The organism is Streptomyces sp. NPDC089799 (assembly GCF_040684755.1).
Taxonomy (GTDB): domain Bacteria; phylum Actinomycetota; class Actinomycetes; order Streptomycetales; family Streptomycetaceae; genus Streptomyces.
Window position 1 is genome coordinate 286,130 of the sequence record NZ_JBFBGR010000006.1, and the last position, 25,182, is coordinate 311,311.

The 25,182-nt window shown below is 70.5% G+C and carries 23 protein-coding genes; 4 read left to right on the plus strand and 19 right to left on the minus strand.

Annotated elements, in window-relative coordinates:
- Window positions 1-13: 13 nt before the first annotated feature.
- From AB0O36_RS08795 to AB0O36_RS08825, 7 genes are all read right to left on the minus strand, one after another.
- Window positions 14-277, minus strand: coding sequence for a hypothetical protein (locus tag AB0O36_RS08795; RefSeq protein WP_365106082.1), 264 nt, complete (start codon window positions 275-277; stop codon window positions 14-16).
- 211 nt (window positions 278-488) lie between these two features.
- The gene (locus AB0O36_RS08800) at window positions 489-1,451 is read right to left on the minus strand and encodes a WYL domain-containing protein (protein WP_365106085.1); all 963 of its coding nucleotides are present in this window, start codon (window positions 1,449-1,451) and stop codon (window positions 489-491) included.
- 20 nt (window positions 1,452-1,471) lie between these two features.
- Window positions 1,472-2,428 carry a WYL domain-containing protein gene (locus AB0O36_RS08805; protein WP_365106087.1) on the minus strand — a complete coding sequence of 319 codons (957 nt, stop codon included), beginning with the start codon at window positions 2,426-2,428 and terminating at the stop codon, window positions 1,472-1,474.
- A gap of 184 nt (window positions 2,429-2,612) precedes the next feature.
- Window positions 2,613-2,990 carry an FKBP-type peptidyl-prolyl cis-trans isomerase gene (locus tag AB0O36_RS08810; RefSeq protein WP_365106090.1) on the minus strand — a complete coding sequence of 126 codons (378 nt, stop codon included), beginning with the start codon at window positions 2,988-2,990 and terminating at the stop codon, window positions 2,613-2,615.
- Window positions 2,991-3,031: 41 nt separating this feature from the next.
- Window positions 3,032-4,036 (minus strand): FKBP-type peptidyl-prolyl cis-trans isomerase, encoded by a 1,005-nt coding sequence (locus AB0O36_RS08815; RefSeq protein ID WP_365106092.1) that lies wholly within the window; start codon window positions 4,034-4,036, stop codon window positions 3,032-3,034.
- Window positions 4,037-4,188: 152 nt separating this feature from the next.
- On the minus strand, window positions 4,189-5,550 hold the full coding sequence (gene pafA / locus AB0O36_RS08820; RefSeq protein ID WP_365106095.1) for a Pup--protein ligase: 1,362 nt from the start codon (window positions 5,548-5,550) through the stop codon (window positions 4,189-4,191).
- Between the two features lie 58 nt (window positions 5,551-5,608).
- On the minus strand, window positions 5,609-6,886 hold the full coding sequence (locus AB0O36_RS08825; protein WP_365106098.1) for an MFS transporter: 1,278 nt from the start codon (window positions 6,884-6,886) through the stop codon (window positions 5,609-5,611).
- Between the two features lie 124 nt (window positions 6,887-7,010).
- On the opposite strand from AB0O36_RS08825, the gene AB0O36_RS08830 reads away from it, so the two are divergent.
- Window positions 7,011-8,030 (plus strand): LacI family DNA-binding transcriptional regulator, encoded by a 1,020-nt coding sequence (locus AB0O36_RS08830; protein ID WP_365106099.1) that lies wholly within the window; start codon window positions 7,011-7,013, stop codon window positions 8,028-8,030.
- A 93-nt stretch (window positions 8,031-8,123) separates the two neighbouring features.
- Here the strand turns inward: AB0O36_RS08830 and prcA are convergent, their stop codons facing one another.
- The 5 genes from prcA to arc form a co-directional block, all read right to left on the minus strand.
- Entirely contained in the window at window positions 8,124-8,888 is a 765-nt protein-coding gene (gene prcA / locus AB0O36_RS08835; protein WP_365106102.1) for a proteasome subunit alpha, read from the minus strand.
- 39 nt (window positions 8,889-8,927) lie between these two features.
- Window positions 8,928-9,767, minus strand: a complete 840-nt coding sequence (gene prcB, locus AB0O36_RS08840; RefSeq protein WP_365106104.1) for a proteasome subunit beta — start codon at window positions 9,765-9,767, stop codon at window positions 8,928-8,930.
- 141 nt (window positions 9,768-9,908) lie between these two features.
- Window positions 9,909-10,121 (minus strand): ubiquitin-like protein Pup, encoded by a 213-nt coding sequence (locus tag AB0O36_RS08845; protein WP_365106107.1) that lies wholly within the window; start codon window positions 10,119-10,121, stop codon window positions 9,909-9,911.
- A 202-nt stretch (window positions 10,122-10,323) separates the two neighbouring features.
- A complete protein-coding gene (gene dop / locus AB0O36_RS08850; RefSeq protein ID WP_365106109.1) occupies window positions 10,324-11,838 on the minus strand; it encodes a depupylase/deamidase Dop in 1,515 nt (504 codons plus the stop codon).
- 183 nt (window positions 11,839-12,021) lie between these two features.
- A complete protein-coding gene (gene arc / locus AB0O36_RS08855; protein WP_365106112.1) occupies window positions 12,022-13,788 on the minus strand; it encodes a proteasome ATPase in 1,767 nt (588 codons plus the stop codon).
- Window positions 13,789-14,010: 222 nt separating this feature from the next.
- Between arc and AB0O36_RS08860 the strand changes: the two genes are divergently transcribed.
- Window positions 14,011-14,337, plus strand: coding sequence for a ferredoxin (locus AB0O36_RS08860; RefSeq protein ID WP_365106114.1), 327 nt, complete (start codon window positions 14,011-14,013; stop codon window positions 14,335-14,337).
- Window positions 14,338-14,443: 106 nt separating this feature from the next.
- Here the strand turns inward: AB0O36_RS08860 and AB0O36_RS08865 are convergent, their stop codons facing one another.
- The 3 genes from AB0O36_RS08865 to AB0O36_RS08875 form a co-directional block, all read right to left on the minus strand.
- A complete protein-coding gene (locus AB0O36_RS08865) occupies window positions 14,444-15,043 on the minus strand; it encodes a hypothetical protein (protein WP_365106117.1) in 600 nt (199 codons plus the stop codon).
- A 346-nt stretch (window positions 15,044-15,389) separates the two neighbouring features.
- Complete coding sequence (locus tag AB0O36_RS08870) at window positions 15,390-16,295, minus strand: tRNA (adenine-N1)-methyltransferase (protein ID WP_365106120.1); 906 nt, start codon at window positions 16,293-16,295, stop codon at window positions 15,390-15,392.
- Window positions 16,296-16,313: 18 nt separating this feature from the next.
- Entirely contained in the window at window positions 16,314-17,774 is a 1,461-nt protein-coding gene (locus tag AB0O36_RS08875; protein WP_365106122.1) for a site-2 protease family protein, read from the minus strand.
- Here AB0O36_RS08875 and AB0O36_RS08880 point away from each other — a divergent pair.
- Window positions 17,665-18,573: a RecB family exonuclease gene (locus tag AB0O36_RS08880; protein WP_365106125.1), complete on the plus strand. Its 909-nt coding sequence runs from the start codon at window positions 17,665-17,667 to the stop codon at window positions 18,571-18,573. The genes AB0O36_RS08875 and AB0O36_RS08880 overlap by 110 nt on opposite strands.
- Window positions 18,574-18,634: 61 nt before the next feature.
- Window positions 18,635-19,306, plus strand: coding sequence for a response regulator transcription factor (locus AB0O36_RS08885; RefSeq protein WP_365106128.1), 672 nt, complete (start codon window positions 18,635-18,637; stop codon window positions 19,304-19,306).
- A gap of 120 nt (window positions 19,307-19,426) precedes the next feature.
- Here AB0O36_RS08885 and AB0O36_RS08890 read toward each other — a convergent pair whose 3' ends face one another.
- The 4 genes from AB0O36_RS08890 to AB0O36_RS08905 form a co-directional block, all read right to left on the minus strand.
- Window positions 19,427-21,010 (minus strand): ABC transporter substrate-binding protein, encoded by a 1,584-nt coding sequence (locus AB0O36_RS08890; protein ID WP_365106131.1) that lies wholly within the window; start codon window positions 21,008-21,010, stop codon window positions 19,427-19,429.
- A gap of 70 nt (window positions 21,011-21,080) precedes the next feature.
- Window positions 21,081-22,685, minus strand: coding sequence for an ABC transporter substrate-binding protein (locus AB0O36_RS08895; RefSeq protein ID WP_365106133.1), 1,605 nt, complete (start codon window positions 22,683-22,685; stop codon window positions 21,081-21,083).
- A 488-nt stretch (window positions 22,686-23,173) separates the two neighbouring features.
- Entirely contained in the window at window positions 23,174-23,875 is a 702-nt protein-coding gene (locus tag AB0O36_RS08900) for an HAD family phosphatase (protein WP_365106136.1), read from the minus strand.
- Between the two features lie 125 nt (window positions 23,876-24,000).
- On the minus strand, window positions 24,001-25,182 hold a 1,182-nt coding region (locus AB0O36_RS08905; protein ID WP_365106139.1), incomplete at its 5' end, for a vitamin B12 dependent-methionine synthase activation domain-containing protein.

Below are 25,182 nucleotides of genomic sequence, written 5' to 3' on the forward strand. Positions count from 1 at the left end.
ACCGCACCGGCGCTCACACCCTGCGCAGGGTGCTCACCCCGCCGCCGGTCAGCAGTTCCACGATCCGCTCGCCGGCCGGCTTGCGGACCGCCGCCCCGCACTCCGGGCAGGTGAAGGAGTAGAAGGTGGTGCGCCGGCTGCCGCCGATGGCCAGCCGCAGCGCGCCCGCCGCCAGCTCCAGCCGGGCGCGGCAGTCCGGACAGGCCGCCTTGAACGTGACCGGACCCGGCGCACCGTCCGCCCCGGCCCCGCCGGACCGGCCGCCACTTGCTGACATCCGCCTCGCCCCCATCGTTCCTGGCCCCGCACACCGCGCCGCCCCGCAAACCGGCTCCGCACGCCGCCGGACGCTCCCGGGACCCGGGCCGTGGCTTCCGGATCATGCCGGGCCCGCGTCGGCCCGGCACCGCGTCGGCCCGGCACCGCGGCACCCCGCACCGCGGCACCCCGCACCGCGGGCCCGTCCGGCCCGGACCGGAAGACACCGCCTAGAGGCCGTAGCCGGCCAGCGCCTCCCGGGCCGCCTGGCGGGCGCTCCCGGCCAGCCCGGCCGGCTCCACGATCCGCCCGTCCCGGCCCAGCCGCAGCGCCAGCCGCCGCAGGCTCGCCGGGTCCGGGGTGCGCAGCGCGATCCGCAGCCCGCCGTCGGGCAGCTCCTTGGCGCTGTCGTGCGGGTAGTACTCGGCGACCCAGCGGCCGCCCGGCCCCACCTCGACCACCACCTCCGGGTCCTCGGCGGCCGGCTGCACCAGGCCCTCCGACAGGTCCCGGGGCTCGATCGCGGGCGGCTCCGACCGCTCGTCCAGCAGCCGGATCTCCGCGACCCGGTCCAGCCGGAAGGTACGCCGGGCCTCCGACAGGTGGCACCAGCCCTCCAGATAGGTGTGGCCCACCGCCACCAGCCGGATCGGGTCGACCTCGCGCTCGGTCAGCTCGTCCCGGGCCGGCGAGTAGTAGCGCAGCCAGATCCGACGGCCCTCGGTGATCGCCCGGTCGACGTCCGCGAAGACCCCGCCCTCCGACTCGAAGGTCACCGACAGCCGGGCGCTCGCCCCGGCCGCCTCGCCGGCCGCCGCCTCCAGCTTCGCGGTCGCCCGCAGCAGCGCGTCCCGGTCGCTCTCCCGCAGCCCCGGCAGCGTCGCCACCGCCCGCGCCGCGACCAGCAGCGCCGTCGCCTCGTCGGCGGCCAGCCTCAGCGGCTCCGCCGTCGACTCCCCCGAGGCGTCGGGGTTCCGCCACCAGATCCGCTCACCGTCGGTGTCGATGTCCAGCAGGTCCCCGCCCCGGAAACTCGTCCCGCACATCGGCAGCACGTCGAGGTCCGAGATCAGCTCGTCCTCGCTGATCCCGAACGCCCTCGCCACATCGGCGATGTGCGCGCCGGGGCGCTCGCGCAGATACGTCACCAGGGACAGCATCCGCCGGGTCTGGTCGATCGCGTTCGCGGCCATCGCCCGTACGCCTCCCCTTCTCAGTCCTGCGCCACGGCGCGGAGCCGGTCCACCACATCGGCCCGCAGGTCAGCGGGCTCCATCACCACCACGTCCGGCCCGAACTCCACCAGCCAGGCGTCCAGCCCGTGCCCGTAGGGGATCTCCAGCTCGTCCCAGCCGTCCCCGCCCTCGCGGACCAGCGTGGCCTTCGCCCGCAGCGGGTACCCGGCACCGGCCCGCAGCCGGATCAGGGCGGTCCGGTCCGTGATGTCCCCGGCCCACTCGGCCACGGTCTCCCGTACGGTGACCACGTCCGGCACCTCCGCCGTGTACGCGCCCGCCCGCGACTTCACCTTCCCGGTGATCCGGGAGAGCCGGAACACCCGCTCGGCGCCGCGGTCGCGGTCGAAGCCGGCCAGGTACCAGTGGCCGCGCCAGCACTCCAGCGCCCACGGCTCCACCTGCCGGGCCTCGGGCCGGGCCGCGTTGGACTTCCGGTAGTCGAACACCACCGGCCGCCGGTCCCGGCAGGCCAGCATCAGCGGCTCGAAGGCCGCCTCGTGCACCGGGATCCGCGGCTCGATCGCACCGTGCCGGCCCTCATAGGGGTCCTCGGCCTCCGGCATCCCGCCGGCCCGCAGCTTCTGCAGGGCACCGCTGGCCGCCCCGGCCAGCCGGGCCTGCTGCCACACCTTCGCCGCCAGACCCAGCGCCGCGGCCTCCTCGGCGTCGAGGGACACCGGCGGCAGCGTGTTGCTGGACCTGCGCGCCAGATAGCCCGTCTCGCCGTCCAGGTTCTCCACGGTCTCGATGACCAGCCCGAGCTCGCGCAGGTCGTCCTTGTCCCGCTCGAACATCCGGTTGAAGGACTCGTCGTTGCCGGCTTCCATGTACGCCTCGATGGAACCCCGCAGCTCGCGCTTGCTGAGCGGCCGGCGGGTCCCCAGCAGACACAGCGCCAGGTTCATCAGCCGCTCGGCCTTGGCAATCGCCATCGACGCCCTTCCCACCCTTCCGATGTGCCGACGGCCCCCGACGGCACCTACTACCCGTGACCGTTGACCGTACCGCTCCGGCGCGCCCGGACAAAAGCGAGGGGCCCCAGCCGAAACGGCCGGGGCCCCACACCGGTCACGACCGGAAGGATCGGGCCGCGATCAGGACCTGATCAGAACCCGATCAGACGCCCATCAGGTCACAGACGAAGATCAGCGTCTCGCCCGGGGCGATGGCACCGCCCGCGCCGCGGTCGCCGTACGCCAGGTGCGGCGGGATGACCAGCTGACGGCGGCCGCCGACCTTCATGCCCTGGATGCCCTGGTCCCAGCCGCTGATGACCTGGCCGGCACCCAGCTGGAACTGCAGCGCGCTGCCGCGGTTCCAGGACGCGTCGAACTCCTCGCCGGTGGACAGGGCCACACCCACGTAGTGGACCGACACGAAGTCGCCGGCCTTGGCCTCGGGCCCGTCGCCCTCCCAGATCTCCTTGATCACGAGGTCGGACGGGACGCCGTCCTCGTAGAAGTCGATCTCGGGCTTCTCGAGCTTTCCGCTCACCTGTGTACTCCTGTTTCCGACTGATACGTCAAGGACAAGTCTTACACCGCTTCGAGGATGTCCACGACGAACACCAGCGTGGAGTTGGCCGGCAGGTCCGCGCCCTTGTCCTGGTCCCCGTACGCCTGCTGCGGCGGGATCACCAGCAGCACCCGGTCACCGACCTTCTTGCCGACCAGGCCCTTGTCCCAGCCCTCGATGACCTGGCCCTGGCCGATCGCCGTCATGAACGGCTTGCCGGCCTTCCAGGAGCTGTCGAAGAGGGTCGCCTTGTCCTTGCCCTCGTTGAGCTTCCAGGCGGCACCGCTGTACTGCATGTACACGGTCTGGCCCGACTTGACCTCCGCGCCCTTGCCCTCGATCAGCGTCTTGGCGACGAGCTCCTTCGGCGGCTCGTTCTTCGGGATCTTGATCTCGGCGGGCTCTTCCTTGTCCGCCTTGACCTGCGGCAGGTCCGCCGGCAGCGCCGCCTGGGCGCCCTCGGCCTTCTTCGCCATCATCCGGTCGAGATCGATCACGAACACCAGGTTGTCGGTCGGGCCGATCTCCAGCTGCTGGCTGCCCTGCGCACCGAAGGCCGCCGTCGGCGGGGCCACCACGAGCACCCGGCTGCCGATCTTCTTGCCCGCCACCGCCTCGGCGAACATCGGCAGCGTCTCCGGGTTGTTCGGCGTGACCATCAGGGGCTGGCCCTTGTCGTCGTACGAACCCGGGGTCAGCTCCTTCCCGCTCTTCCAGACCTTGCCGGTGTACTTCGTGACCACCGTGTCGGACTTCTGCACCACCGGGCCCGTGCCCTCGGTCAGCGTCTTCACCACGAACTTGCCGCTCGGGTCGCCCTTGGGAACGGTGATCTGCGGCTTCTTGCCCGCCTCACCCGCCACGCTCGGCATCGGGTCGGCCGCCTCGACCGGCTTCGGGGCCTCCGTCGGCGAAGCGGCCTTCGAGGCCTCGGACTCCTTCTTGTCGGAGTCGTCGCCTCCTCCGCAGGCCGCGGTGAGCATCAGGGCAGGCACGATGAACGCGGCAGCAAGTCGGCGTCGCACTGTCGTCCTCGGGGTAGGTGGAATGATCCGTCTGGTCCCCGCCACTCTACGGGGAAGCAGCACCGGACCAACCCCCGCACACGACAGGGGCCCCGCACGCCACCGCGCACAGGGCCCCTCCGGGCCGGACCGCCGACTGCACCGCGTCCCGGCTACATCCCGGCGATCAACTTCTCCACCCGGTCGTCCACCGACCGGAACGGGTCCTTGCACAGCACGGTCCGCTGCGCCTGGTCGTTCAGCTTCAGGTGCACCCAGTCCACCGTGAAGTCCCGGCGCTGCTCCTGCGCCCGCCGGATGAAGTCACCGCGCAGCCGGGCCCGCGTCGTCTGCGGCGGCACCGACTTGCCCTCGAAGATCTTCAGGTCGTTGCAGATCCGCTCCGCCTGGCCCTTCCGCTCCAGCAGGTAGTACAGCCCCCGCCGGCGGTGGATGTCGTGGTACGCCAGGTCTATCTGCGCCACCCGCGGATTCGACATGGTCATGTTGTGCTTCGCCCGGTACCGCTCGATGAGCTTGTACTTCATGACCCAGTCGATCTCGGTGCCGATCCGGTCCAGGTCCTCCTGCTCGACCGCGTCCAGCGTGCGGCCCCACAGCTCCAGCACCTGCTCCACCGTGCCGGTCCGGATGCCCCGGCGCTCGGCGAAGTCCACGGCCTTGTCGTAGTACTCCCGCTGGATCTCCAGCGCGGAGGCCTCCCGGCCGCTGGCCAGCCGGACCTTCCGCTGCCCGGTGATGTCGTGGCTCACCTCGCGGATCGCCCGGATCGGGTTCTCCAGGGTGAGGTCCCGCATCACCGTGCCCGCCTCGATCATGCGCAGCACCAGGTCCGTCGCCCCGACCTTGAGCAGCATGGTCGTCTCGGACATGTTGGAGTCGCCCACGATCACGTGCAGCCGCCGGTAGCGCTCGGCGTCCGCGTGCGGCTCGTCCCGGGTGTTGATGATCGGCCGGGACCGGGTGGTCGCCGAACTGACGCCCTCCCAGATGTGCTCCGCCCGCTGGCTCACGCAGTACACCGCACCGCGCGGGGTCTGCAGCACCTTGCCCGCACCGCAGATCAGCTGGCGCGTGACGAGGAACGGGATCAGGATGTCCGCCAGACGGGAGAATTCCCCGTGCCGGGCCACGAGGTAGTTCTCGTGGCATCCGTACGAGTTGCCCGCCGAATCGGTGTTGTTCTTGAAGAGGTAGACGTCGCCCGCGATTCCCTCCTCGTGCAGGCGGCGTTCGGCATCGACCAGCAGACCTTCGAGAATGCGCTCGCCGGCCTTGTCGTGCGTGACCAGTTCGGTCACGTTGTCGCATTCGGGAGTTGCGTATTCCGGATGCGAACCCACGTCGAGATACAGGCGGGCGCCGTTCCGCAGGAACACATTGCTGCTGCGGCCCCATGACACGACACGGCGGAAGAGGTAGCGCGCCACTTCGTCAGGTGACAGTCGGCGCTGTCCCCTGAACGTGCACGTGACGCCGTACTCGTTCTCCAGCCCGAAAATGCGGCGGTCCATGACTGAACATTACGCCTTCTGCTGTGTTCTGAAACCGGGTTCGAGAGGCCCGTTTCGATCATTTTCCCGAGGAAGCCGCGGCAGGGCCCGGCGACACACCGGCCGCGCCCTCCGACTGCCCGCCCGGAACCGACCCCGCGACCGTGCGTCCGCGCCCCGGACCGGCCAGCAGCACCCGCTGAGTGGCCGTCAGCACCAGCAGGGCCAGCACACCGCCCGCGACCGCCACACCGAAACCGGCGCGCGACCCGCCCAGTTCCACCGCGGGACCCGCCATCGCCGTACCCATGGCCGCGCCCACGCCGAAGAACGTCACCAGCCAGGAGAAGGCCTCGGTCACCGTGCCCGTCGGGGCGTGCCGGTCCACCACGATGAAGGCGCACGCCAGCGCCGGGGCCAGGAACACGCCCGCCAGCGCCGCCAGCGCCGTCATCGCCCAGGGCCCCGGCACCAGCAGCAGCGGCACGTACCCCACCGCCAGCAGCCCCACCAGTACGGTCAGCCGCCGCTCCGGGACGCCCGCCCAGGTCCGCGCCCCGTACGACACCCCGCCGGCCAGCGCACCCAGCCCCAGCGCGGCCATCAGCCAGCCGTACACGGCGTCCCCGCCGTGACCGTCCGCGTACGCCAGTCCCGCCACCGTGATCGACCCCAGCGCCGAACCCACGAAGAAGAACGAGCCCAGCAGCGCCAGCAGCCCGCCCGAACGCAGCGCACCCAGCCAGTGCGCCTCCCGCGGCTCGGACCGCCACCTGCGCGAGGGCTCCGAGACCACCACCGAGAGCGCGCCGAGCACGCCGAGCACGTTGAGCACCAGCAGCGAGGCCGTCGGGTTCCACAGCGAGGCCAGCACCGTCACCAGCAGGGGGCCGACCGTGAACATGATCTCCTGGGCCACGGCGTCCATCGCGTACGCCGCGTGCACCCGCTCCTGCCGGCCGCCCAGGACGCTCGGCCACAGCGCCCGCAGACCGCCCTCCAGCGGCGGCGTGAAGAGACCGGCCACCACCACGGCGGCGTACGCCCACCCCAGCGAGCCGATGCCCGTCAGCGCCAGCCACACCATGCCCAGGGCCGAGACCACGGCCGCCGGCAGCTGCACCCGCGGCTGCCCGTACAGGTCCACCAGCCGGCCCAGCAGCGGCTGGCCCACGGCATTGGACACGCCGTACACGGCGGCCAGCGCGCCCGCCAGGCTGTAGCTGCCGCCTTCCGCCCGGACGAACAGCACGATCGCGATGGAGGCGACCGCGTTCGGCAACCGCCCCACGAGCGTTCCCGTCAGCAGCCGTGCGGCGTGCCGCGTCCTCAGCAGCTCCGCGTACCCCGCGGCCATGGTCGGCCCCTCTCCGCCCCCGAGGGCGACGTAATACGTATAACTTGACTCATCATACGTACCATGGCGGCAACCGAACCGTCCACCCAGTCGCCCCCACCACCCCCCGGACCAGGAGCAGCGCGTGTCGAGACCCACCAGCCGCGACGTCGCACGGGCCGCCGGGGTCTCCCAGGCAACCGTCTCCCTGGTCCTCGGCGACAAATGGCGCGGCCGCGTCTCCGAGCGCACCGCCGCACTCGTCCGCGAAGCCGCCGGCGAACTCGGCTACCGCCCCAACCTCGCCGCCCGCAACCTCCGCCTCGGCTCCACCCGCACCGCCCTGCTCGTGGTACCCGCCCTCAGCAACGAATTCTTCGCCCGCGTCTACACCGGCGCCGCCACCGTCGCCGGCCGCCACGGCTTCGGCGTCGTCCTGTACCTCTCCCCCGACGGCACCGGCCCCGCCCGCGACCCCTTCGCCTCCGCCCAGGCGGCCCTCGACGGCGTCATCGCCTCCTCCATGGCCGCCGACGCCCTCGAAGCCATCAGCGGCACCACCACCCGCCTCCCCCTGGTCATGCTCGACAGCGACCCCGAAGGCGGCGCCGACGCCTACGTCAACCTCGCCATCACCGACGGCGTACGGCAGGCCACCGACCACCTCCTCGGCCTCGGCCACCGCCGCTTCCTCCACCTCGCCGCCGACGTCGACTCCTGGACCTTCGACATCCGCGCCGGCGAGATCGGCCGCGCCCTCGCCGCCCACGGACCGGACACCTCGCTCCGCACCGTCCGCTCCGCCCTCGGCGTCAACGCGGCCACCACCACCATGGAACGGGCCCTCGCCGGCCTCACCGACCCCGCCGACCGCCCCACCGCGGTCATCGCCGACGACGACATCCTCGCCGTCGGCGCCTGCAAGGCCGCCCGCCGCCTCGGCCTGCGCATCCCCGAGGACCTCTCCGTCACCGGCTTCGACGACATGGCGCTCGCCACCGCCGTCGAACCCGAACTCACCACGGTCCGCCTTCCCGCCGAACGCGTCGGCGAACACGGCATGACCGCCCTCCTCGCCGTGCTGGAAGGCCGCCGGTGGTCCGCCCCCGACCTCCCCGTCGAACTCGTCGTACGGGGCTCCACCGCGCCACCCGCCGACCGCTGACGCCGGCCGGACACGACGAAGCCCCGGTCCGCTCCCGCACGGGAACGGACCGGGGCCCCCGGCACTTCCTGCCGCCGGGCTGCCACCCGGCTGCTACTGGGCGTCCTCGTCGGGCGCCTCGTCGTTGGACACCGCGTCCGCCTGCGCGGCCGGCGTCACCTCCGGCTCCAGCAGCCGCGCCAGCTGTCGGCCCCGGATCCGCTTGAACTTCCGCTGCTGGGTCCGCGTACGGTCCAGCACCGCGACCTCCAGACGGTCCGCCGGGATCTCCCGGTCCGCACCGTTCGCCTGGCTGGACAGCGCCTGCACCGCCAGCTTCAGCGCCTCCGGCAGCGACATCCCCTCCCGGTGGCGCTGGTCCAGGTAACTGCTGATCTGCTCGGCGTTGCCGCCGACCGCGACCGAGCCGTGCTCGTCCACGATCGAACCGTCGTGCGGCAGCCGGTAGATCTGGTCACCCGAGGCGCTCTCGCCGACCTCGGCCACCACCAGCTCCACCTCGTACGGCTTCTCACCGGCCGAGGAGAAGATGGTGCCGAGCGTCTGCGCGTACACGTTCGCCAGCCCACGCGCCGTCACATCGTCACGGTCGTAGGTGTATCCGCGGAGGTCCGCGTACCGGACGCCGCCGATCCGCAGGTTCTCGTACTCGTTGTACTTGCCGGCGGCCGCGAAACCGATCCGGTCGTAGATCTCGCTGAACTTGTGCAGCGCACGGGACGGGTTCTCGCCGACGAACACGATGCCGTCGGCGTACTGGATCACGACCAGGCTGCGACCGCGGGCGATGCCCTTGCGGGCGTACTCGGCCCGGTCCGCCATGGCCTGCTGGGGTGAGACGTAGAACGGAGTCGACACCGGCTATCCGCCCCTTTCTTCTTCTGGGCTGACGAGGACTTAGAGGAGTGCGGCGCGGGGGCCGTCGGGCTGCTCCAGGCGGTGCTCGGTGACCGAGCGGGCCAGCACCGAGGACTCCTCCTCGGTCAGCCTCCTGAAGCCCTCGTCGGTGATGACGGTGACGATCGGGAAGATCCGGCGGGCCAGGTCCGGGCCACCGGTCGCCGAGTCGTCGTCGGCGGCGTCGTAGAGGGCCTGCACGACCAGGGTGGTCGCCTGCTCCTCCGTCAGGTCGGGCCGGTACAGCTTCTTCATGGACCCGCGGGCGAAGATGGAACCCGAACCGGTCGCGGCGAACCCGTGCTCCTCGGACCGGCCACCGGTCACGTCGTAGGAGAAGATGCGGCCCTTCTCCTTGCCCTCGTCCCAGCCGGCGAACAGCGGGACCACGGCGAGGCCCTGCATGGCCATGCCCAGGTTGCTGCGGATCATGGTCGACAGGCGGTTGGCCTTGCCCTCCAGCGAAAGGGTCGTCCCCTCCACCTTCTCGAAGTGCTCCAGCTCCAGCTGGAACAGCTTGACCATCTCCACCGCGAGACCGGCGGTGCCGGCGATGCCGACGGCCGAGTACTCGTCGGCCGGGAACACCTTCTCGATGTCCCGCTGCGCGATCATGTTGCCCATGGTCGCCCGCCGGTCACCGGCGAGCACGACCCCGCCGGGGAAGGTGGCGGCCACGATCGTCGTCCCGTGCGGCGCCTCGACGATCCCCTCGGGCAGCTTCCGGTTCCCCGGCAGCAGCTCCGGCGAGTGACTGCCCAGGAAGTCCATGAAGGACGACGACCCCGGCGTCAGGAATGCTGCTGGGAGACGCCCGGTGCTCATGTTGTTCGCTTCCACGCGTTTCCCTCCAGGTCATGCGATGGCCATACGGCAGGGACCCTACCCGCGCCCGGCGGCGAAGATCCACATGTGCGGCGGTGGGTGCCCGATCATCGGGCACCCACACCGATTCACCTTCGATTCGAAGGCCAGAGGGCCTTACTGGCCGCCCTTTTGCACGAAGGACCGCACGAAGTCCTCGGCATTCTCCTCGAGCACATCGTCGATTTCGTCCAGGACGGAGTCCACGTCGTCCGAGAGCTTTTCCTGGCGCTCCTTGAGATCGGAGCTCGCCTCGGCGGTCTGCTCCTCGACCTCCTCGGTCGAGCGCGTCGCCTTCTGCTGTCCGCCGCCGGTGTCCTTGGTCGCCATGTGTACCTCACCCCGCTCGGTTCGCACGCCCGTGACGAGGGATCCCCGGATCGGGATCCCTCAAGATCAGACCCTACGCCGGACCCTACAAGGAGGGTCCGGCATTCGTCCCGGAACTTGTCCAACGTCCGGATGTCTTCATGATTCCCGGCCGCGGCACCTTTCAGCCGCGCCCGGGGCGATCAAGTGGTGCCCGCCCGGATCAGTTGCCGCCGGAGAGGACCCGGACCAGGTCCTCGGCCGTGCGGCAGCGGTCCAGGAGTTCCTTGACGTGGTTCCGGGTACCCCGGAGGGGTTCCAGGGTGGGGACCCGCTGGAGCGAGTCCCGGCCGGGCAGGTCGAAGATCACCGAGTCCCAGCTGGCCGCGGCCACGTCGTCCGCGTACTGCTCCAGGCAGCGGCCGCGGAAGTACGCCCTGGTGTCCTCCGGGGGCTTGCTCTCAGCCCGTTCCACGTCCTGCTCGGTCAGCAGCCGCTTCATCTTGCCGCGGGCCACCAGGCGGTTGTACAGCCCCTTGTCGGGCCGTACGTCCGAGTACTGGAGGTCCACCAGGTGCAGCCGGGCCGCGTCCCAGCCCAGCCCGTCGCGCCGCCGGTAGCCTTCGAGGATCTCGCGCTTGGCGATCCAGTCCAGCTCCCCCGACAGGCTCATCGGGTCGGTCTCCAGCCGGCCCAGCACGTCCTCCCACCGGGACAGGACGTCCTTGGTCTGCTCGTCCGCGTCCGAACCGAAACGCTCGTCCACGTACTTCCGCGCCAGCTCGAAGTACTCCATCTGGAGTTGTACGGCGGTCAGGGTGCGGCCGCTGCGCAGCGTGATCAGGTGGCGCAGGTCGGGGTCGTGCGAGACCTGGTGGAGGGTGCGCACGGGCTGGTCGACGGCCAGGTCGACGGTGATGAAGGCGTCCTCGATCATGGAGAGGACCAGCGCGGTGGTGCCGAGCTTGAGGTAGGTGGAGATCTCGGAGAGGTTGGCGTCGCCGATGATCACGTGGAGCCGGCGGTACTTCTCCGCGTCCGAGTGGGGTTCGTCGCGGGTGTTGATGATGGGCCGCTTGAGGGTGGTCTCCAGGCCGACCTCGACCTCGAAGTAGTCGGCGCGCTGGCTGATCTGGAAACCGTGTTCGCGGCCGTCCTGGCCGATGCCGATGCGGCCGGCGCCGGTGACCACCTGGCGGGAGACGAAGAAGGGCGTGAGGTGGCGCACGATGTCCGAGAAGGGGGTCTCCCGCTTCATCAGGTAGTTCTCGTGCGTGCCGTACGAGGCGCCCTTGTTGTCGGTGTTGTTCTTGTAGAGGTGGATGGGCTGGGCGCCGGGGAGCTGCGCGGCCCGCTCGGCGGCCTCGGCCATGATCCGCTCGCCGGCCTTGTCCCAGAGCACGGCGTCGCGGGGGTTGGTGACCTCGGGCGAGCTGTATTCGGGGTGGGCGTGGTCGACGTAGAGCCGGGCGCCGTTGGTGAGGATGACGTTGGCCAGGCCGATGTCCTCGTCGGTGAGCTGGCTGCTGTCGGCGGCCTCGCGGGCGAGGTCGAAGCCGCGGGCGTCCCGCAGCGGGTTCTCCTCCTCGAAGTCCCAGCGGGCGCGTCGCGCCCGGTGCATCGCCGCGGCGTAGGCGTTGACGATCTGGGACGAGGTGAGCATGGCATTGGCGTTCGGGTGACCGGGGACGGAGATCCCGTACTCCGTCTCGATCCCCATCACGCGCCGTACGGTCATGCGGCCCTCCTTGCCCGGCGGCGCTCCCGTCCCGGGAGCCATACGGAAGAGCCTAGAGCGGCTCCGCGCTGGTGGGGAGATCATTTCAGTCATTGAATCGGTGGCCGATTCGACTGGCTGTGTCCCGGGAAAGCAGGCGGCTGCGGGTGCCCTTTTCAGGGCATCCGCAGCCGCCCCTTTCGATCAGAGGTACTGACCGGTATTGGCCACCGTGTCAATGGAGCGACCGGTGTCCGCGCCCTGCTTTCCGGTGACGAGGGTGCGGATGAAGACGATCCGCTCGCCCTTCTTTCCGGAGATCCGGGCCCAGTCGTCCGGGTTGGTGGTGTTCGGCAGGTCCTCGTTCTCCTTGAACTCGTCCACGCAGGCCTGGAGGAGGTGGGAGACCCTCAGGCCCTTCTGGTTGTGTTCGAGGAATGCCTTGATGGCCATCTTCTTGGCCCGGTCGACGATGTTCTGGATCATCGCGCCGGAGTTGAAGTCCTTGAAGTACAGGACTTCCTTGTCGCCGTTGGCGTACGTCACCTCGAGGAAGCGGTTCTCCTCGGATTCGGCGTACATCTGCTCCACGACGGTCTGGATCATGTTGTGGACCGCGACCTCGGGCGAGTGCTGGTGCTCGGCGAGGTCTTCCGCGTGGAGCGGGAGGGATGCCTTGAGGTACTTGGCGAAGATGTCCCTCGCCGCCTCTGCGTCCGGGCGCTCGATCTTGATCTTCACGTCGAGCCGGCCGGGGCGGAGGATGGCGGGGTCGATCATGTCCTCGCGGTTGGAGGCGCCGATGACGATGACGTTCTCCAGGCCCTCCACGCCGTCGATCTCGGCGAGCAGCTGGGGGACGATGGTGTTCTCCACGTCCGAGCTGACTCCGGATCCGCGGGTGCGGAAGAGGGATTCCATCTCGTCGAAGAAGACGATGACGGGGGTGCCCTCGCTGGCCTTTTCGCGGGCCCGCTGGAAGACGAGGCGGATGTGCCGCTCGGTCTCGCCGACGTACTTGTTGAGGAGCTCCGGGCCCTTGATGTTCAGGAAGTAGGACTTGCCCGCTGCCTGTCCGGTCACCTCGGCGACCTTCTTGGCAAGGGAGTTGGCCACTGCCTTGGCGATGAGCGTCTTGCCGCATCCGGGCGGTCCGTAGAGCAGGATGCCCTTGGGCGGGCGGAGTTCGTGCTCCTTGAAGAGGTCGGGGTAGAGGTAGGGGAGCTCGACCGCGTCGCGGATCAGCTCGATCTGGTCGCCCAGGCCGCCGATCTTCTCGTAGTCGATGTCCGGGACCTCTTCGAGGACGAGGTCCTCGACCTCGCTCTTGGGGACGACCTCGTAGACGTAGCCGGAGCGGGGCTCGAGCAGGAGGGCGTCGCCGGGGCGGATGGTGATGTCCAGGAGCGGCTCGGCGAGCCTCACCACCCTCTCCTCGTCGGTGTGCCCGACGACCAGGGCGCGCTCGCCGTCCTCGAGGATCTCCTTGAGGGTGACGATGTCCCCGGCCCGCTCGAACTCCATGGCCTCGACCACGTTGAGGGCCTCGTTGAGCATGACCTCCTGGCCGCGCCTGAGGTCGTCCGGGTCGATGCTGGGGCTGACGTTCACACGGAGCTTGCGGCCGCCGGTGAAGATGTCGACGGTGCCGTCCTCGTTCGCCTGGAGGAAGACACCGAAGCCGGCCGGGGGCTGCGCGAGCCGGTCGACTTCTTCCTTGAGTGCCACGATCTGGTCGCGGGCCTCACGGAGGGTATTGGCCAGCCGCTCGTTTTGCGCGGAGACGCCGGCCAGGTTTGTCTGGAGCTCGACGATCCGCTCTTCGAGAATCCTCGTGTGTCGCGGAGAGTCGGCGAGCTTACGTCGCAGGACGGCGATTTCCTGCTCGAGATAGGCAACCTGACCGGCGGGGTCGTCGGACCCCCGACCGGGCCGGATGCCGCGGTTGATGTCGTCGTCGTGGGCTGCCACGGTCCTCACCTCCTCCAAGGGGAGCTGGACGCTTCCTGACCCTACCTGGGCTGGTGGTGATTGAAACCCCTAGATCACAAAGACGGTAGGGGTGTGTCCGATCTTCACCCTTGCGTATCCCCTCACGCCAGGGGAATACCCACCGTTCAACATCGGAAAGCGGCCAGTTGTAAGGTCGAGACGTTCAACGCCCGCGCACAGCACAAGGGGAGCGCAAAGGATATGACCGTGCAGCAGGAGGTTCCGGCCGAGGGGACCGGCGGCGGTGCGGCCGCGGAGCCGCTGGAGGTCTGGATCGACCAGGACCTGTGTACCGGCGACGGGATCTGCGTGCAGTACGCGCCGGAGGTGTTCGAGCTGGACATCGACGGTCTGGCGTACGTGAGGGGCGCGGAGGACGAACTGCTGCAGGAGGCGGGGGCGACCGTTCCGGTGCCGTTGCCGCTGCTTCAGGACGTGGTGGATTCCGCCCGGGAGTGCCCGGGCGAGTGCATCCATGTGCGACGGTCCTCGGACGGCGTCGAGGTCTACGGGCCGGACGCCGCGTGAGCGGGCGCACCGGCTGATGCAGGGAGGAACCGGGCACTGCGGGTGACCGGTCGGACCCGGGGACTCCGCGTACGCGGGGTGTCCGCGTGGTGGCGCGGTGTGACCGTCAGGCGTGGAGCGCCGCGGCGTCCGTCAGCTCGTGGCTGAATTTTCCGCCGGTCCAGGCCCACTTGGCGTGCTGCCGGGTGTCGGGGCAGCAGCGGGGGACGTCGGGGCCGGAGTAGCCGAGCAGGGTGGCGGTGATCTTGCCGTCGGAGACGGCGAGCTCGGTGACGTTCTTGCGCTGCGCCGCGGGCAGCAGGGTGGCGACGACGCGGGGCGGGGTGCCGGCGGCGGTGTCCTGGGTGAGTACGTAGAGGGCGTTGGGCGGGGTGCCGAGGCCCGCGTCGCAGCGTACGGCGGCCACGGTTTCGGGACGGCCGTCGCCGTCGAGGTCGCCGTGGGCGGTGGCGGTGACCTGGTGCGGTCCGCCGCGGCAGTCGAGGGGGTACTGCGCGAGTGCGGCGTCGGGGGCGGCGACGCGGGGCGCGGTGCGGGGTGTGCCGGGGGCGGCGGGGCCGGCGGGTGCGCTGAGGGTGCCGGCTTCCGCGGCGGGCTGGAGGAATCCTGCGCCGGCTATGACGGCGGCCATGGCGGCGGCGGTGGCGAGCCAGTGGAGCGGGCGGGCGTCGTTGTGCGGGAGTGCGGGCTCGGCGGGGCTGTGCACGGGGGCGTCTCCTGCGCGGGGGATGACGGGGAGCCAGCATCGTGCCACACCGCTGCGCTCGGCGGAACTGGTGGGTCCGTGGTCCGCTCGGCGCTGCGCAGCCGGGGCTCGGCCGGAGCGTCGGCCGGGCTCGGCCGGAGCGCCGGCACAGGTGCGGGGCGGGGTGTCGAGCAGGGGGGAGCCCCATCGCCCTGCGGCACGATTGCCCACACGGCGGAGCAGGCCGTCGGCACGCCTGCCCACACGGCGGGGGTGGGTTTTGTCGAGGGGCAACATGGAGGCGCCGTGCTGCAGTTCTCGGTCGGGACCGGGAAGTGCGGCACGGCGCCTTGGGGTTGCGGGTGGGTCAGCCGCGGCCGGAGCCGCTTCCGCTGCCGGGGCCCTCGTAGTCCTCGCCGTAGGCGCCCTTGGCGGGGCGGCGGCGGCGCAGCGGGGGCTCGACGCCGTCGGCGAGGCGCCGGGCGGTGACGAGGAAGCCGGTGTGGCCGATCATGCGGTGGTCGGGGCGGACGGCGAGGCCCTCCACGTGCCAGTTGCGGATCATCGATTCCCACGGCTGCGGTTCGGCGAAGCAGCCGATCTCGCGGATGGACTCGACGGTCTTGGACAGCTGGGTGGTGGTCGCCACGTAGCAGCAGAGGATGCCGCCGGGGACGAGGGCCTTCTTGACCGCCTCGAGGCACTCCCAGGGGGCGAGCATGTCGAGGATGACGCGGTCGACGTCGGTGTCGGACAGGTTGTCCTGGAGGTCGCCGACGGTCAGCTGCCACGCGGGGTGGGGGCCGCCGAAGTAGCGCTCGACGTTGTCCTTGGCGATCTCGGCGAAGTCGGCCCGCCGCTCGTAGCTGTGCAGCATGCCCTGGTCGCCGATGGCGCGGAGCAGGAAGCTGCTGAGGGAGCCTGAGCCCACGCCCGCTTCCACGACGCGCGCGCCGGGGAAGATGTCGGCGAAGGCCAGGATCTGGCCCGCGTCCTTGGGGTAGACCACGGCGGCGCCGCGGGGCATGGACAGGACGTAGTCGGGGAGCAGGGGTCGCAGCGCGAGGTACGCGACGTTCCCCGTGGTACGGACAACACTGCCCTCGGGAGCGCCGATCAGCTCGTCGTGCGGGAAGGAACCCTTGTGGGTGTGGAAGTTCTTCCCGGCTTCGAGCGTGAACGTGTAGTGGCGTCCCTTGGGGTCGGTGAGCTGGACCTGGTCCCCGACCTTGAAGGGCCCGCGTCGGCGGGCGGCACCGGTCGGTTCGGACATGTGACCAGTGTATTGGGTTCAGGAGTGGGGCCGTGCCATGGCCTTGAAGAAGGCCTTCTCCACGTCGAGGGTGGACAGGACCCCGTAGATGGCGCCGTCGTCCTCGACCACGAGGTATTCGGTGGCGGGGGTGGCGCGGAGGTGGTCGAGGAGCTCTTCGCCCGTCAGGTGCGCTGAAACCTTCATGCCGTCGGTGATGTCCTGGGCGAGGCTGCCGGCGGCTTCCCAGGGGCGGCGGTGTTCGGGGACGGAGGCGATGGCGCTTTCCCGGACGATGGCGGTGGGGTTGCCGTGGCCGTCGGTGACGACGAGGGCGCGGGCTCCGGCCTCGTTGGCGCGGCGGAGGGCTTCGGAGAGGGGGGTGGCGGCCTCGACGGGGATGGCGCGGCGGGTGAGGGTGCGGGCGCGGAGTTCGGGAAGGTGTTCGCGGAGGCGGGCCATGCGGAGGCTGTTGCCGGCGCCGGTCCACATGATCGCCGCGAGGATGGCGGCGAGGAGGGCGTTCATGACGGTGTCCATGCCGCTGGTCTGGTCTCCGCCGGGGCCGATCGTTCCGGTCTCGGTGAGGAGGGGGAGGCCGAGGAGGACGGCGACGGCGATGGCGCGGCCGACCCAGGCGGCGGCGACGGTGCCGGCCATGGCGCGGCCGGTGAGGGCCCAGACGAGGGCGCGGAGCATGCGGCCGCCGTCGAGGGGGAGGCCGGGGAGGAGGTTGAAGACGGCGACGATGAGGTTGGCGATCATGAGGCCGGCGAGCAGCACCCCGGGGACGGTGCGGGGTTCCACGGCGCTCATGCCGAGGTAGAAGGCGCCGGCGAGGACCAGGGAGAGCAGGGGGCCGACGAAGGCGAGGACGAATTCACGGCCGGGCGTCTCGGCTTCGTCGACGTGGGTGGCACCGCCCACGAACTGGAGCTGGATGCGCCGGACGGTGAGTTTGAAGCGGAGTCCGGCGACGGCGTGGGCGAGTTCGTGGACGAGGACGGAGGCGTAGAAGGCCACGGCGAAGAAGAGGGCGACGAGGTAGCGGACGGCGCCGAGCCCGGGGAGGACCTGGTCGAGGCGGTCGCCGAAGATCCAGGTGAGGAGGGCGGCGACGACGAACCAGCTGGGCGATACGTAGACGGGTACGCCGAAGGGGCGGCCCATGAGGAGTCCGCCGCCCGGTTCGGAGCGCCGGGCCGTGCGCTCGCCGGTTCCGTCGGTGTCTGCCACGGCTGTCCTTCGTTCGGGTGCGTCGGCCGGTGCGGTGGCCGGTGTCCGGTGGGCCCCTTTGTCGCTCGGGGTGATGCTCCGATCATGCAGTGCGAGGGCCGCTGCCGTCGATGGTATTGCGGTGCTGTCGGTGGCGGGTCGTAGGGTCTTTGTCATGACGACGAGCCCCGGTCCCGTTCCGGCCGGCGCGGAACCGGTGGCCGATGCCGCCGTGGCCGCCGCCCGGCCCGTGTCGCTGTCCCCTTCGCGGGCGAGCGACTTCATGCAGTGTCCGTTGCTGTACCGGTTCCGGGTGATCGACAGGCTGCCGGAGAAGCCCAGTGCGGCGGCTACCCGGGGGACGCTGGTGCATGCGGTGCTGGAGCGGTTGTTCGACCATCCGGCGGAGGAGCGGACGGTGCCGCGGGCGAAGTCGCTGGTGCCGGGGCAGTGGGACCGGCTGCTGGAGTCGAAGCCGGAGCTGGCGGAGCTGTTCGCCGAGGATGCGGACGGTGAGCGGCTGGCGGGGTGGCTGTCGGAGGCCGAGGCGCTGGTGGAGCGCTGGTTCACGCTGGAGGACCCGACGCGGCTGGAGCCGGTGGAGCGGGAGTTCTTCGTGGAGGCCGAGCTGGAGTCGGGGCTGCGGCTGCGCGGGATCATCGACCGGGTGGACGTGGCACCGACGGGTGAGGTGCGGATCGTCGACTACAAGACCGGGAAGGCGCCGCGGCCGGAGTACGCCGAGGGCGCGCTGTTCCAGATGAAGTTCTACGCGCTGGTGGTGTGGCGGCTGAAGGGCGTGGTGCCGCGGCGGCTGCAGCTGGTGTACCTGGGCAGCGGGGAGGTGCTGACGTACGACCCGGCGATGGGGGACCTGGAGCGGGTGGAGCGGAAGCTGCACGCGCTGTGGGAGGCGATCAGGGAGGCGACGGAGACGGGTGAGTGGCGTCCGCGGCCGACGAAGCTGTGCGGATGGTGTGATCATCAGTCGGTGTGTCCGGAGTTCGGGGGCACTCCCCCGGCCTATCCTCTGATGATCACACCCAGGGGTGGAGAGGGTGGGGCACCGGCCGGGGAATCCTGATCATCGGGCCGGGGCAGAATGGGCGTGCGTCGTCCGCCGATACGAAAACGAGGTAGTTCCTGTGGCGATCCGCGTCCTTCTGGTCGACGACCAGCCGCTGCTGCGCACCGGCTTCCGGATGATCCTGGAGGCCGAGGGGGACATCGCGGTGGTCGGTGAGGCCGGGGACGGGCTGCAGGCACTGGACCAGGTGCGGGCTCTGCAGCCGGACGTGGTGCTGATGGACATCCGGATGCCGCGGATGGACGGGGTGGAGGCGACCCGGCAGATCACCGGTCCGGGCCGGGACGGCCCGGCGAAGGTGCTGGTGCTGACCACGTTCGATCTGGACGAGTACGTGGTGGAGGCGCTGCGGGCGGGGGCCAGCGGGTTCCTGCTGAAGGACGCCCCGGCGAACGAGCTGGTGCAGGCGATCCGGGTGGTCGCGGCGGGTGAGGCGCTGCTGGCGCCGTCGATCACGCGCCGGCTGCTGGACAAGTACGCGGGGCACCTCCCCTCGGGCGAGGAGGCGGTGCCGGATTCGCTGGGCACGCTGACCGAGCGCGAGGTCGAGGTGCTGAAGCTGGTCGCGCGGGGCCTGTCGAACGCGGAGATCGCGGCGGACCTGTTCGTGAGCGAGACGACGGTGAAGACGCACGTGGGGCACGTGCTGACCAAGCTGGGGCTGCGGGACCGGGTGCAGGCGGCGGTGTACGCGTACGAGAGCGGGCTGGTCCGCCCGGGCGCTCAGTAGGCGGCCTCTCCGGGGTGCACGGCCTCTCTGGGCGGCCCGGGCGCGCAGGCAGTGGGCAGAAGGCCGGAAGGGGCCGGACCGCGGTTGCGGGTCCGGCCCCTTTCGGTGCCCCGGGGCGGATCAGCCCTTGGAGATCTCCCAGAAGCGGAAGACGGTGGAGGCGTCCAGCGACCACTGCAGGCCGGTGACGTTCGGGCGGGCCACCGCGTACTGCTTGCTCTGCCAGAGCGGGAGGATCGGGAGCTCCTCGGCCACGATGTCCTGGAGGCGGGCGTAGTCGGTGGAGATGGAGCTGCGGTCGGAAACGGCCGAGGTCTGCGGGAGGATCTTCTCGGTGATTTCCTTGTTGTTGTAGTTGTTCTTCAGCACGTTGTCCTTGCCGAAGAAGGGCGCGGTGAAGTTGTCGGCGTCCGGGTAGTCCGGCACCCAGCCGCGGACGTAGACGCCGTACTTGCCGGCCTCGATGTCCTTCTCGTACTGGTCGAACTCGGCGGACTTGACGTCGACCTGGAACAGCCCGCTGGTGTTGAGCTGCTTGGCGATGGCTTCCAGGTCACGGCCGGTGGCGGGGCCGTAGCGGCTCGGGGTGGACCACAGGGTCAGCTTGACCTTGCCCTTGATGCCGCCCTTCTCCAGGACCTCCTTGGCCTTGTCGGGCTGCGGGGAGGAGCCGTACTTGTCGAAGAACGGGGTGGTGTGGCCGCCGATGCCCGCCGGGACGATGGAGTAGAGCGCGGTGGCGGTGCCCTGGTGGACGTTCTGGACGAGGGCCTCACGGTCCAGCAGGTAGGCCATGGCCTTGCGGACCGGGAGCTTGCCGGCGACCGGGTCGCTCATGTTGAAGACGAGGTGCGAGACCTCGGCTCCGGTGCCCTGGACCGCGGCCGGCTTGCCGTCGGCGCCGGTGGAGGCGGCCGGGTTGGGGACGTCCTTGGGGTCCAGTCCGCGGAAGGCGAAGTCGACCTGGCCGTCCTCCAGGGCCGCCTTGAGCCCGGCCTGGTCGCCGTCGAAGAACTTGATGGTGACGCCGTTGTTCTTCGGCTTGGCCTGGCCGGTGTAGGAGGAGTTGACGGAGAGGGTCGCCGACTTGTCCCCGAAGGAGTCCAGCTTGTAGACGCCGGAGCCGACGGCCTTGCCGTCGGTGCGCAGCTTGTCGGCCGGGTACTCGCTGTGGTCGACGATGGAACCTGCGCCCGAGGCGATCTTGCTGGGGAAGGTCGCGTCGGAGGTCTTCAGGCGGAAGGTGACGGTCTTGTCGTTCGGCGTGTCGATGCCGGCTATGGACGCCAGCATGACGGCCGGGCCGGCCTCGTCGTTGATCTTCAGCGTGCGCTCGAAGGAGAACTTGACGTCCTTGGAGGTGAGCGCGTTGCCGTTGCTGAACTTGAGGCCGCTGCGCAGGGTGCAGGTGTACACCTTGCTGTCGCTGCCCTGGAAGCCGCAGGCCTCGGCGGCGTCGGGGGCGGGGGTGGTGGCGCCCTTGGGGAAGTACAGCAGCGACTGGAACACGTTGTTGAACAGCAGCCAGGAGCCGGGGTCGTAGCCGGAGGCCGGGTCGGTGGCCTTGACCTGGTCGGACATTCCCATGACGACGGAGCCGCCGTCGCTGTCGGCGGGGCCGTCCTGCGAGCCGCAACCGCTGAGCAGGGCGGCTGCGGTGGCCGCTCCGAGCGGGGCCACCAGCCACTGGTTACGAATCTTCACGCGCGTGTCCTTCACAGTTCTTGTACGCCTTGTTCCGCCGGTCGCGGGACCGCCACCGGTTGCCGCTGTGTCAGCCCCGCATGCCCTGGCCGAGTTCCCACAGCTGGAGGTCGGAGACGGAGTTCACGGACCACTCCGCTCCGGTGATCCCGTCGCGCGCGGCGACGTACTGCTTGCCCTGCCAGAGCGGCAGGACGGGCACGTCCTCGGCGACGATGTTCTGCATCTCCTCGATGGCGGGTGCGGCGAGGGTGCGGTCGGCCGCGCGCCGGGAGTCGGGGATCAGCTTGGTGCGCACCGTGCTGTTCGCGTACGGCGTGCCCAGGAAGTTGTCCTGCTCCAGGAAGGGAGCGAGGAAGTTGTCGGCGTCCGCGTAGTCGGGGAACCAGCCGAGCCCGTAGGCGGCGTAGTCGCCCTGCTTCTGGGCGGGGCGGAACGTGGCCCATTCGTTGCCCTGGACGGTGACGTCGAACAGCTTGGTGGCGTTGAGCTGGGCCTTGAGTTCCGCGAACTCGGCGGCCGTGCCGTCGCCGTAGTGGTCGGTGGTGTAGTTGAGGGTGAGCTTGACCGGGGTCTTCACGCCGGCCGCGCGCAGCAGGTTCGCCGCGGTCTGGGTGTCGCCGTCGCCGTACTTGTTGAAGAACGAGTTGACGTGGCCGGGGACGCTGCCGGGGACGAGGGAGTAGAGCGGCTGGGCGCTGGTGCCGTAGACCTTGTTGACGAGGCGTCCGCGGTCGACGGCGGCGGCGAGGGCCTGGCGTACCGCCTTGTCCTTGACGGCCGGCGCGTCGGTGTTGAAGCCGATGTAGCGGATCTCCAGGCCGGGCAGCGGGACGAGCCGGACGCCCTTGGGCGGGTTGGCGGAGAGTTCCTTGATCTGGGCGGGCGACAGGGTGCGGGAGACCACGTGGATCTTGCCGTCGTTGAGCGCCTCGCCCATGGTCCCGGAGTCCCCGAAGGTGCGCAGCTCGACCTTGTCGTTCTGCGGCTTGAGGTCGCCCTGGTAGTTCGGGTTGCGGGTGAAGACCGCGCGGACCAGCTCGTTGCCCTTGACTTCGGCCTTCATGGTGTACGGGCCGGAGCCGTCGACGACGAAGCCGTCGCGGAGCTTGCGGGCGTCGTACTTCTTGCGGCTGACGATGCCCGCGGCGGGGGTGGACAGCTTGTGCGGGAAGGTCGCGTCGGGGGTCTTCAGACGGAAGACGACGGTGTCCTCGCCCTTGGTCTCGACCTTGTCGAGGGTGGAGAGGAGGGAGGAGGGGCCGTTCTCGTCCTTGATGGCGAGGACCCGCTCGATGGAGAACTTGACGTCCTCGGCGGTGAGCGGGTCGCCGTCGGCGAACTTCATGCCGGGCCGCAGGATGCAGCGGTAGGTCTGGTTGCCCTTGTCGGTGAAGTGGCACTTGGAGGCCGCTTCGGGGACGGGCTCGCCGCCGCCGCGGGGGGTGCGCATAAGGGTCTGGAGGGTCTGGCGGAGGACGTTCCAGGCACCGGCGTCGTAGGCGTGGGCCGGGTCGAAAGGTGCGGGCGCGGCTTCGGATGCCTCGAACCGGTCGGTGGTGCCGACCACGATGGCTCCGGATCCCGCTCCCGCTCCGCTGGTGCTGCCGCAGGCGGTCAGCGCGGGGGTGAGCAGGCCGGCCACGGCCGTCAGCACCAGGGTCTTGCGGTTCATGCTGGACGTTCTCCCTCGACCGGCACTTGGTCACTGCGGTACTGAGGGCATTTCGCGCGTCGCCCGTTCTGGGCGGAACGATCGGGCCGGTGTTGTGACGATCGGTCCACGTGGTTCCGGCACGTGGGTATGTGTCCGGAACGGCTGAGGTGCGGTGAAGTGCCCGCGTCGACCTTAGTGGTCCGGGAAGGTATGGCCGGAACCGGCGGCCGCGGGCCTGTAATCGCTGGGTGATGGGTCCGAACTGCCTGCATATCCAAGGGTCTCGACAGATCCGGTCAGGAGCTGATCAATCCGGACACAAGGGAAGGGTGCGGAGGCCGCAACGGGCCCGGGCGGGCCTTCCGCGGGTGACCAAGGTCACCCGGGCGGCCCGCCCGGTGGGGGATGGAATTTCGGCCTCCGGTGCCCTGCGCGGGAGATCCTTCCGCGATATCGGGGCGCGGCCCGCGTTCCGTTCGGCGTGCGCGGGTACGGAGGGTGCCCGGTCAGTTCATCAGGGTGATCAGCGAGCGGAGGAAGGGGAGGTCGACCTCTTCCAGCGATCCGACGATGGTCCGGCCCGGTGCGGGGTCGATCCGGCCGACGGAGGGTACGGCGACCACCCGGCATCCGGCGGCCTCGGCGGCGGCGACTCCGGTGGCGGTGTCCTCGATGACGGCGCACCGGGAGGGGTGGGCGCCGAGGGACTGGGCGGCGAACAGGTACGGGTCGGGGTGCGGCTTGGTGCGGGCCACCTCGTCCCCGGCGACGGTGAGGGCGAACCGGTCGGGCCCCAGGGAGCACAGGATGCGGTCGATGACCCGCCGGTGGGAGGCGGAGACCAGCGCGGTGGGCACGTTGTGCCGGGCGAGTTCGGCGAGCAGGCGCTCGGCGCCGGGCATGAGCGGTACGCGTTCGGCGATGCGGGCCTCGAACCGCTCGTTGAGCAGTACGGACATCTCGGCGAGGGAGATGGCGGCGCCGGTGGCCTCGATCAGGAAGCCCAGGCTGCGGCTCATGGGTCCGCCGACGACGACGTCGCGCCAGGATTCGTCGAGCCGGTGCCCGAGTTCTGCGAAGGCGTCGACTTCGGCGTCCCACCAGAAGCCCTCGGTGTCGACGAGCGTGCCGTCCATGTCGAGCAGCACCGCCTGGAGGGCCGAGCCGTCGGCCGTGCGCGCGACGGAGGCGGATACGGCGCTGGTCATGTGGCGCACCTCTCTGAAGGGACGAGAAGGCCGGCCGCCGATTCCCCCGGTCGGCACGCGGGGTGCGTGCCGGAGGGAACAGGCGACCGGCCTGTATGGGACCGACCAGTGTACGCCGGTCTGCCTCAGCGTGCGTTGAAATACTTCGCTTCGGGGTGGTGGATGACGATGGCGTCGGTGGACTGCTCGGGGTGGAGCTGGAACTCCTCGGACAGGTGGACCCCGATCCGCTCCGGCTGGAGCAGGTCGGCGATCTTGGCGCGGTCTTCCAGGTCGGGGCAGGCGCCGTAGCCGAGGGAGAAGCGGGCGCCCCGGTACTTCAGGGCGAACATGTCCTCGACGTCGGCGGGGTCCTCGCCCGCGAAGCCGAGTTCGGCGCGGACGCGGGCGTGCCAGTACTCGGCGAGGGCCTCGGCGAGCTGCACGGACAGGCCGTGGAGTTCGAGGTACTCGCGGTAGGAGTCGGACGCGAACAGCTTGGCCGTGGCCTCACCGATCTTCGAGCCGACGGTGACGACCTGGAGGCCGACGACGTCGGTCTCGCCGGACTCCTCGGGACGGAAGAAGTCGGCGAGGCAGAGGCGGCGGCCGCGGCGCTGCCGGGGGAAGGTGAACCGGGTGCGCTCGTTGCCCCGCTCGTCCAGGATGATCAGGTCGTCGCCCTTGGAGACGCACGGGAAGTAGCCGTAGACCACGGCGGCTTCCAGCAGGTTCTCGGTGTGCAGCCGGTCCAGCAGGCCGCGCAGCCGCGGCCGGCCCTCGGTCTCGACGAGCTCCTCGTACGTCGGGCCGCCGGCGCGGGCCTGCTTGAGCCCCCACTGGCCCTTGAAGAGGGCGCCCTCGTCGAGCCAGGAGGCGTAGTCCTTCAGGCCGATGCCCTTGATGACGCGGGTGCCCCAGAACGGCGGGGCGGGCACCGGGTTGTCGACGGCCACGTCGGAGCGCACGCCGCTCTCCGGCTCCTCCGCCTCCGGCAGCGCGACGTCGCGCTTGGCCACGCGGCGCTGCTTGAGCTCGGGGAGGGAGGCGCCGGGGACGCCGCGCTTGACGGCGATCAGGGCGTCCATGAGGCGGAGGCCCTCGAAGGCGTCGCGGGCGTAGCGGACTTCGCCCTCGTAGATCTCGTGGAGGTCCTGCTCGACGTAGGCACGGGTCAGGGCGGCGCCGCCGAGGATGACCGGGTAGGAGGCGGCCAGCTTGCGCTGGTTGAGCTCCTCCAGGTTCTCCTTCATGATCACGGTGGACTTGACCAGGAGGCCGGACATGCCGATGACGTCGGCCCGGTGCTCTTCGGCGGCTTCGAGGAT

Excerpts from the sequence above, each read along its gene's own strand:
- AB0O36_RS08880 (WP_365106125.1), top strand. The coding sequence starts at position 17,665 with ATGACGACGAGCCCCGGTCCCGTTCCGGCCGGCGCGGAACCGGTGGCC.
- dop (WP_365106109.1), bottom strand. The coding sequence starts at position 11,838 with ATGACCGTACGGCGCGTGATGGGGATCGAGACGGAGTACGGGATCTCC.
- pafA (WP_365106095.1), bottom strand. The coding sequence starts at position 5,550 with ATGGACCGCCGCATTTTCGGGCTGGAGAACGAGTACGGCGTCACGTGC.
- AB0O36_RS08870 (WP_365106120.1), bottom strand. The coding sequence starts at position 16,295 with ATGTCCGAACCGACCGGTGCCGCCCGCCGACGCGGGCCCTTCAAGGTC.
- AB0O36_RS08795 (WP_365106082.1), bottom strand. The coding sequence starts at position 277 with ATGTCAGCAAGTGGCGGCCGGTCCGGCGGGGCCGGGGCGGACGGTGCG.
- AB0O36_RS08845 (WP_365106107.1), bottom strand. The coding sequence starts at position 10,121 with ATGGCGACCAAGGACACCGGCGGCGGACAGCAGAAGGCGACGCGCTCG.
- AB0O36_RS08805 (WP_365106087.1), bottom strand. The coding sequence starts at position 2,428 with ATGGCGATTGCCAAGGCCGAGCGGCTGATGAACCTGGCGCTGTGTCTG.
- AB0O36_RS08900 (WP_365106136.1), bottom strand. The coding sequence starts at position 23,875 with ATGACCAGCGCCGTATCCGCCTCCGTCGCGCGCACGGCCGACGGCTCG.
- AB0O36_RS08800 (WP_365106085.1), bottom strand. The coding sequence starts at position 1,451 with ATGGCCGCGAACGCGATCGACCAGACCCGGCGGATGCTGTCCCTGGTG.
- AB0O36_RS08895 (WP_365106133.1), bottom strand. The coding sequence starts at position 22,685 with ATGAACCGCAAGACCCTGGTGCTGACGGCCGTGGCCGGCCTGCTCACC.
- AB0O36_RS08875 (WP_365106122.1), bottom strand. The coding sequence starts at position 17,774 with ATGAAGTCGCTCGCCCGCGAAGGGGACAGCGACACGGGCCGGGCGGCG.
- AB0O36_RS08825 (WP_365106098.1), bottom strand. The coding sequence starts at position 6,886 with ATGGCCGCGGGGTACGCGGAGCTGCTGAGGACGCGGCACGCCGCACGG.
- AB0O36_RS08860 (WP_365106114.1), top strand. The coding sequence starts at position 14,011 with ATGACCGTGCAGCAGGAGGTTCCGGCCGAGGGGACCGGCGGCGGTGCG.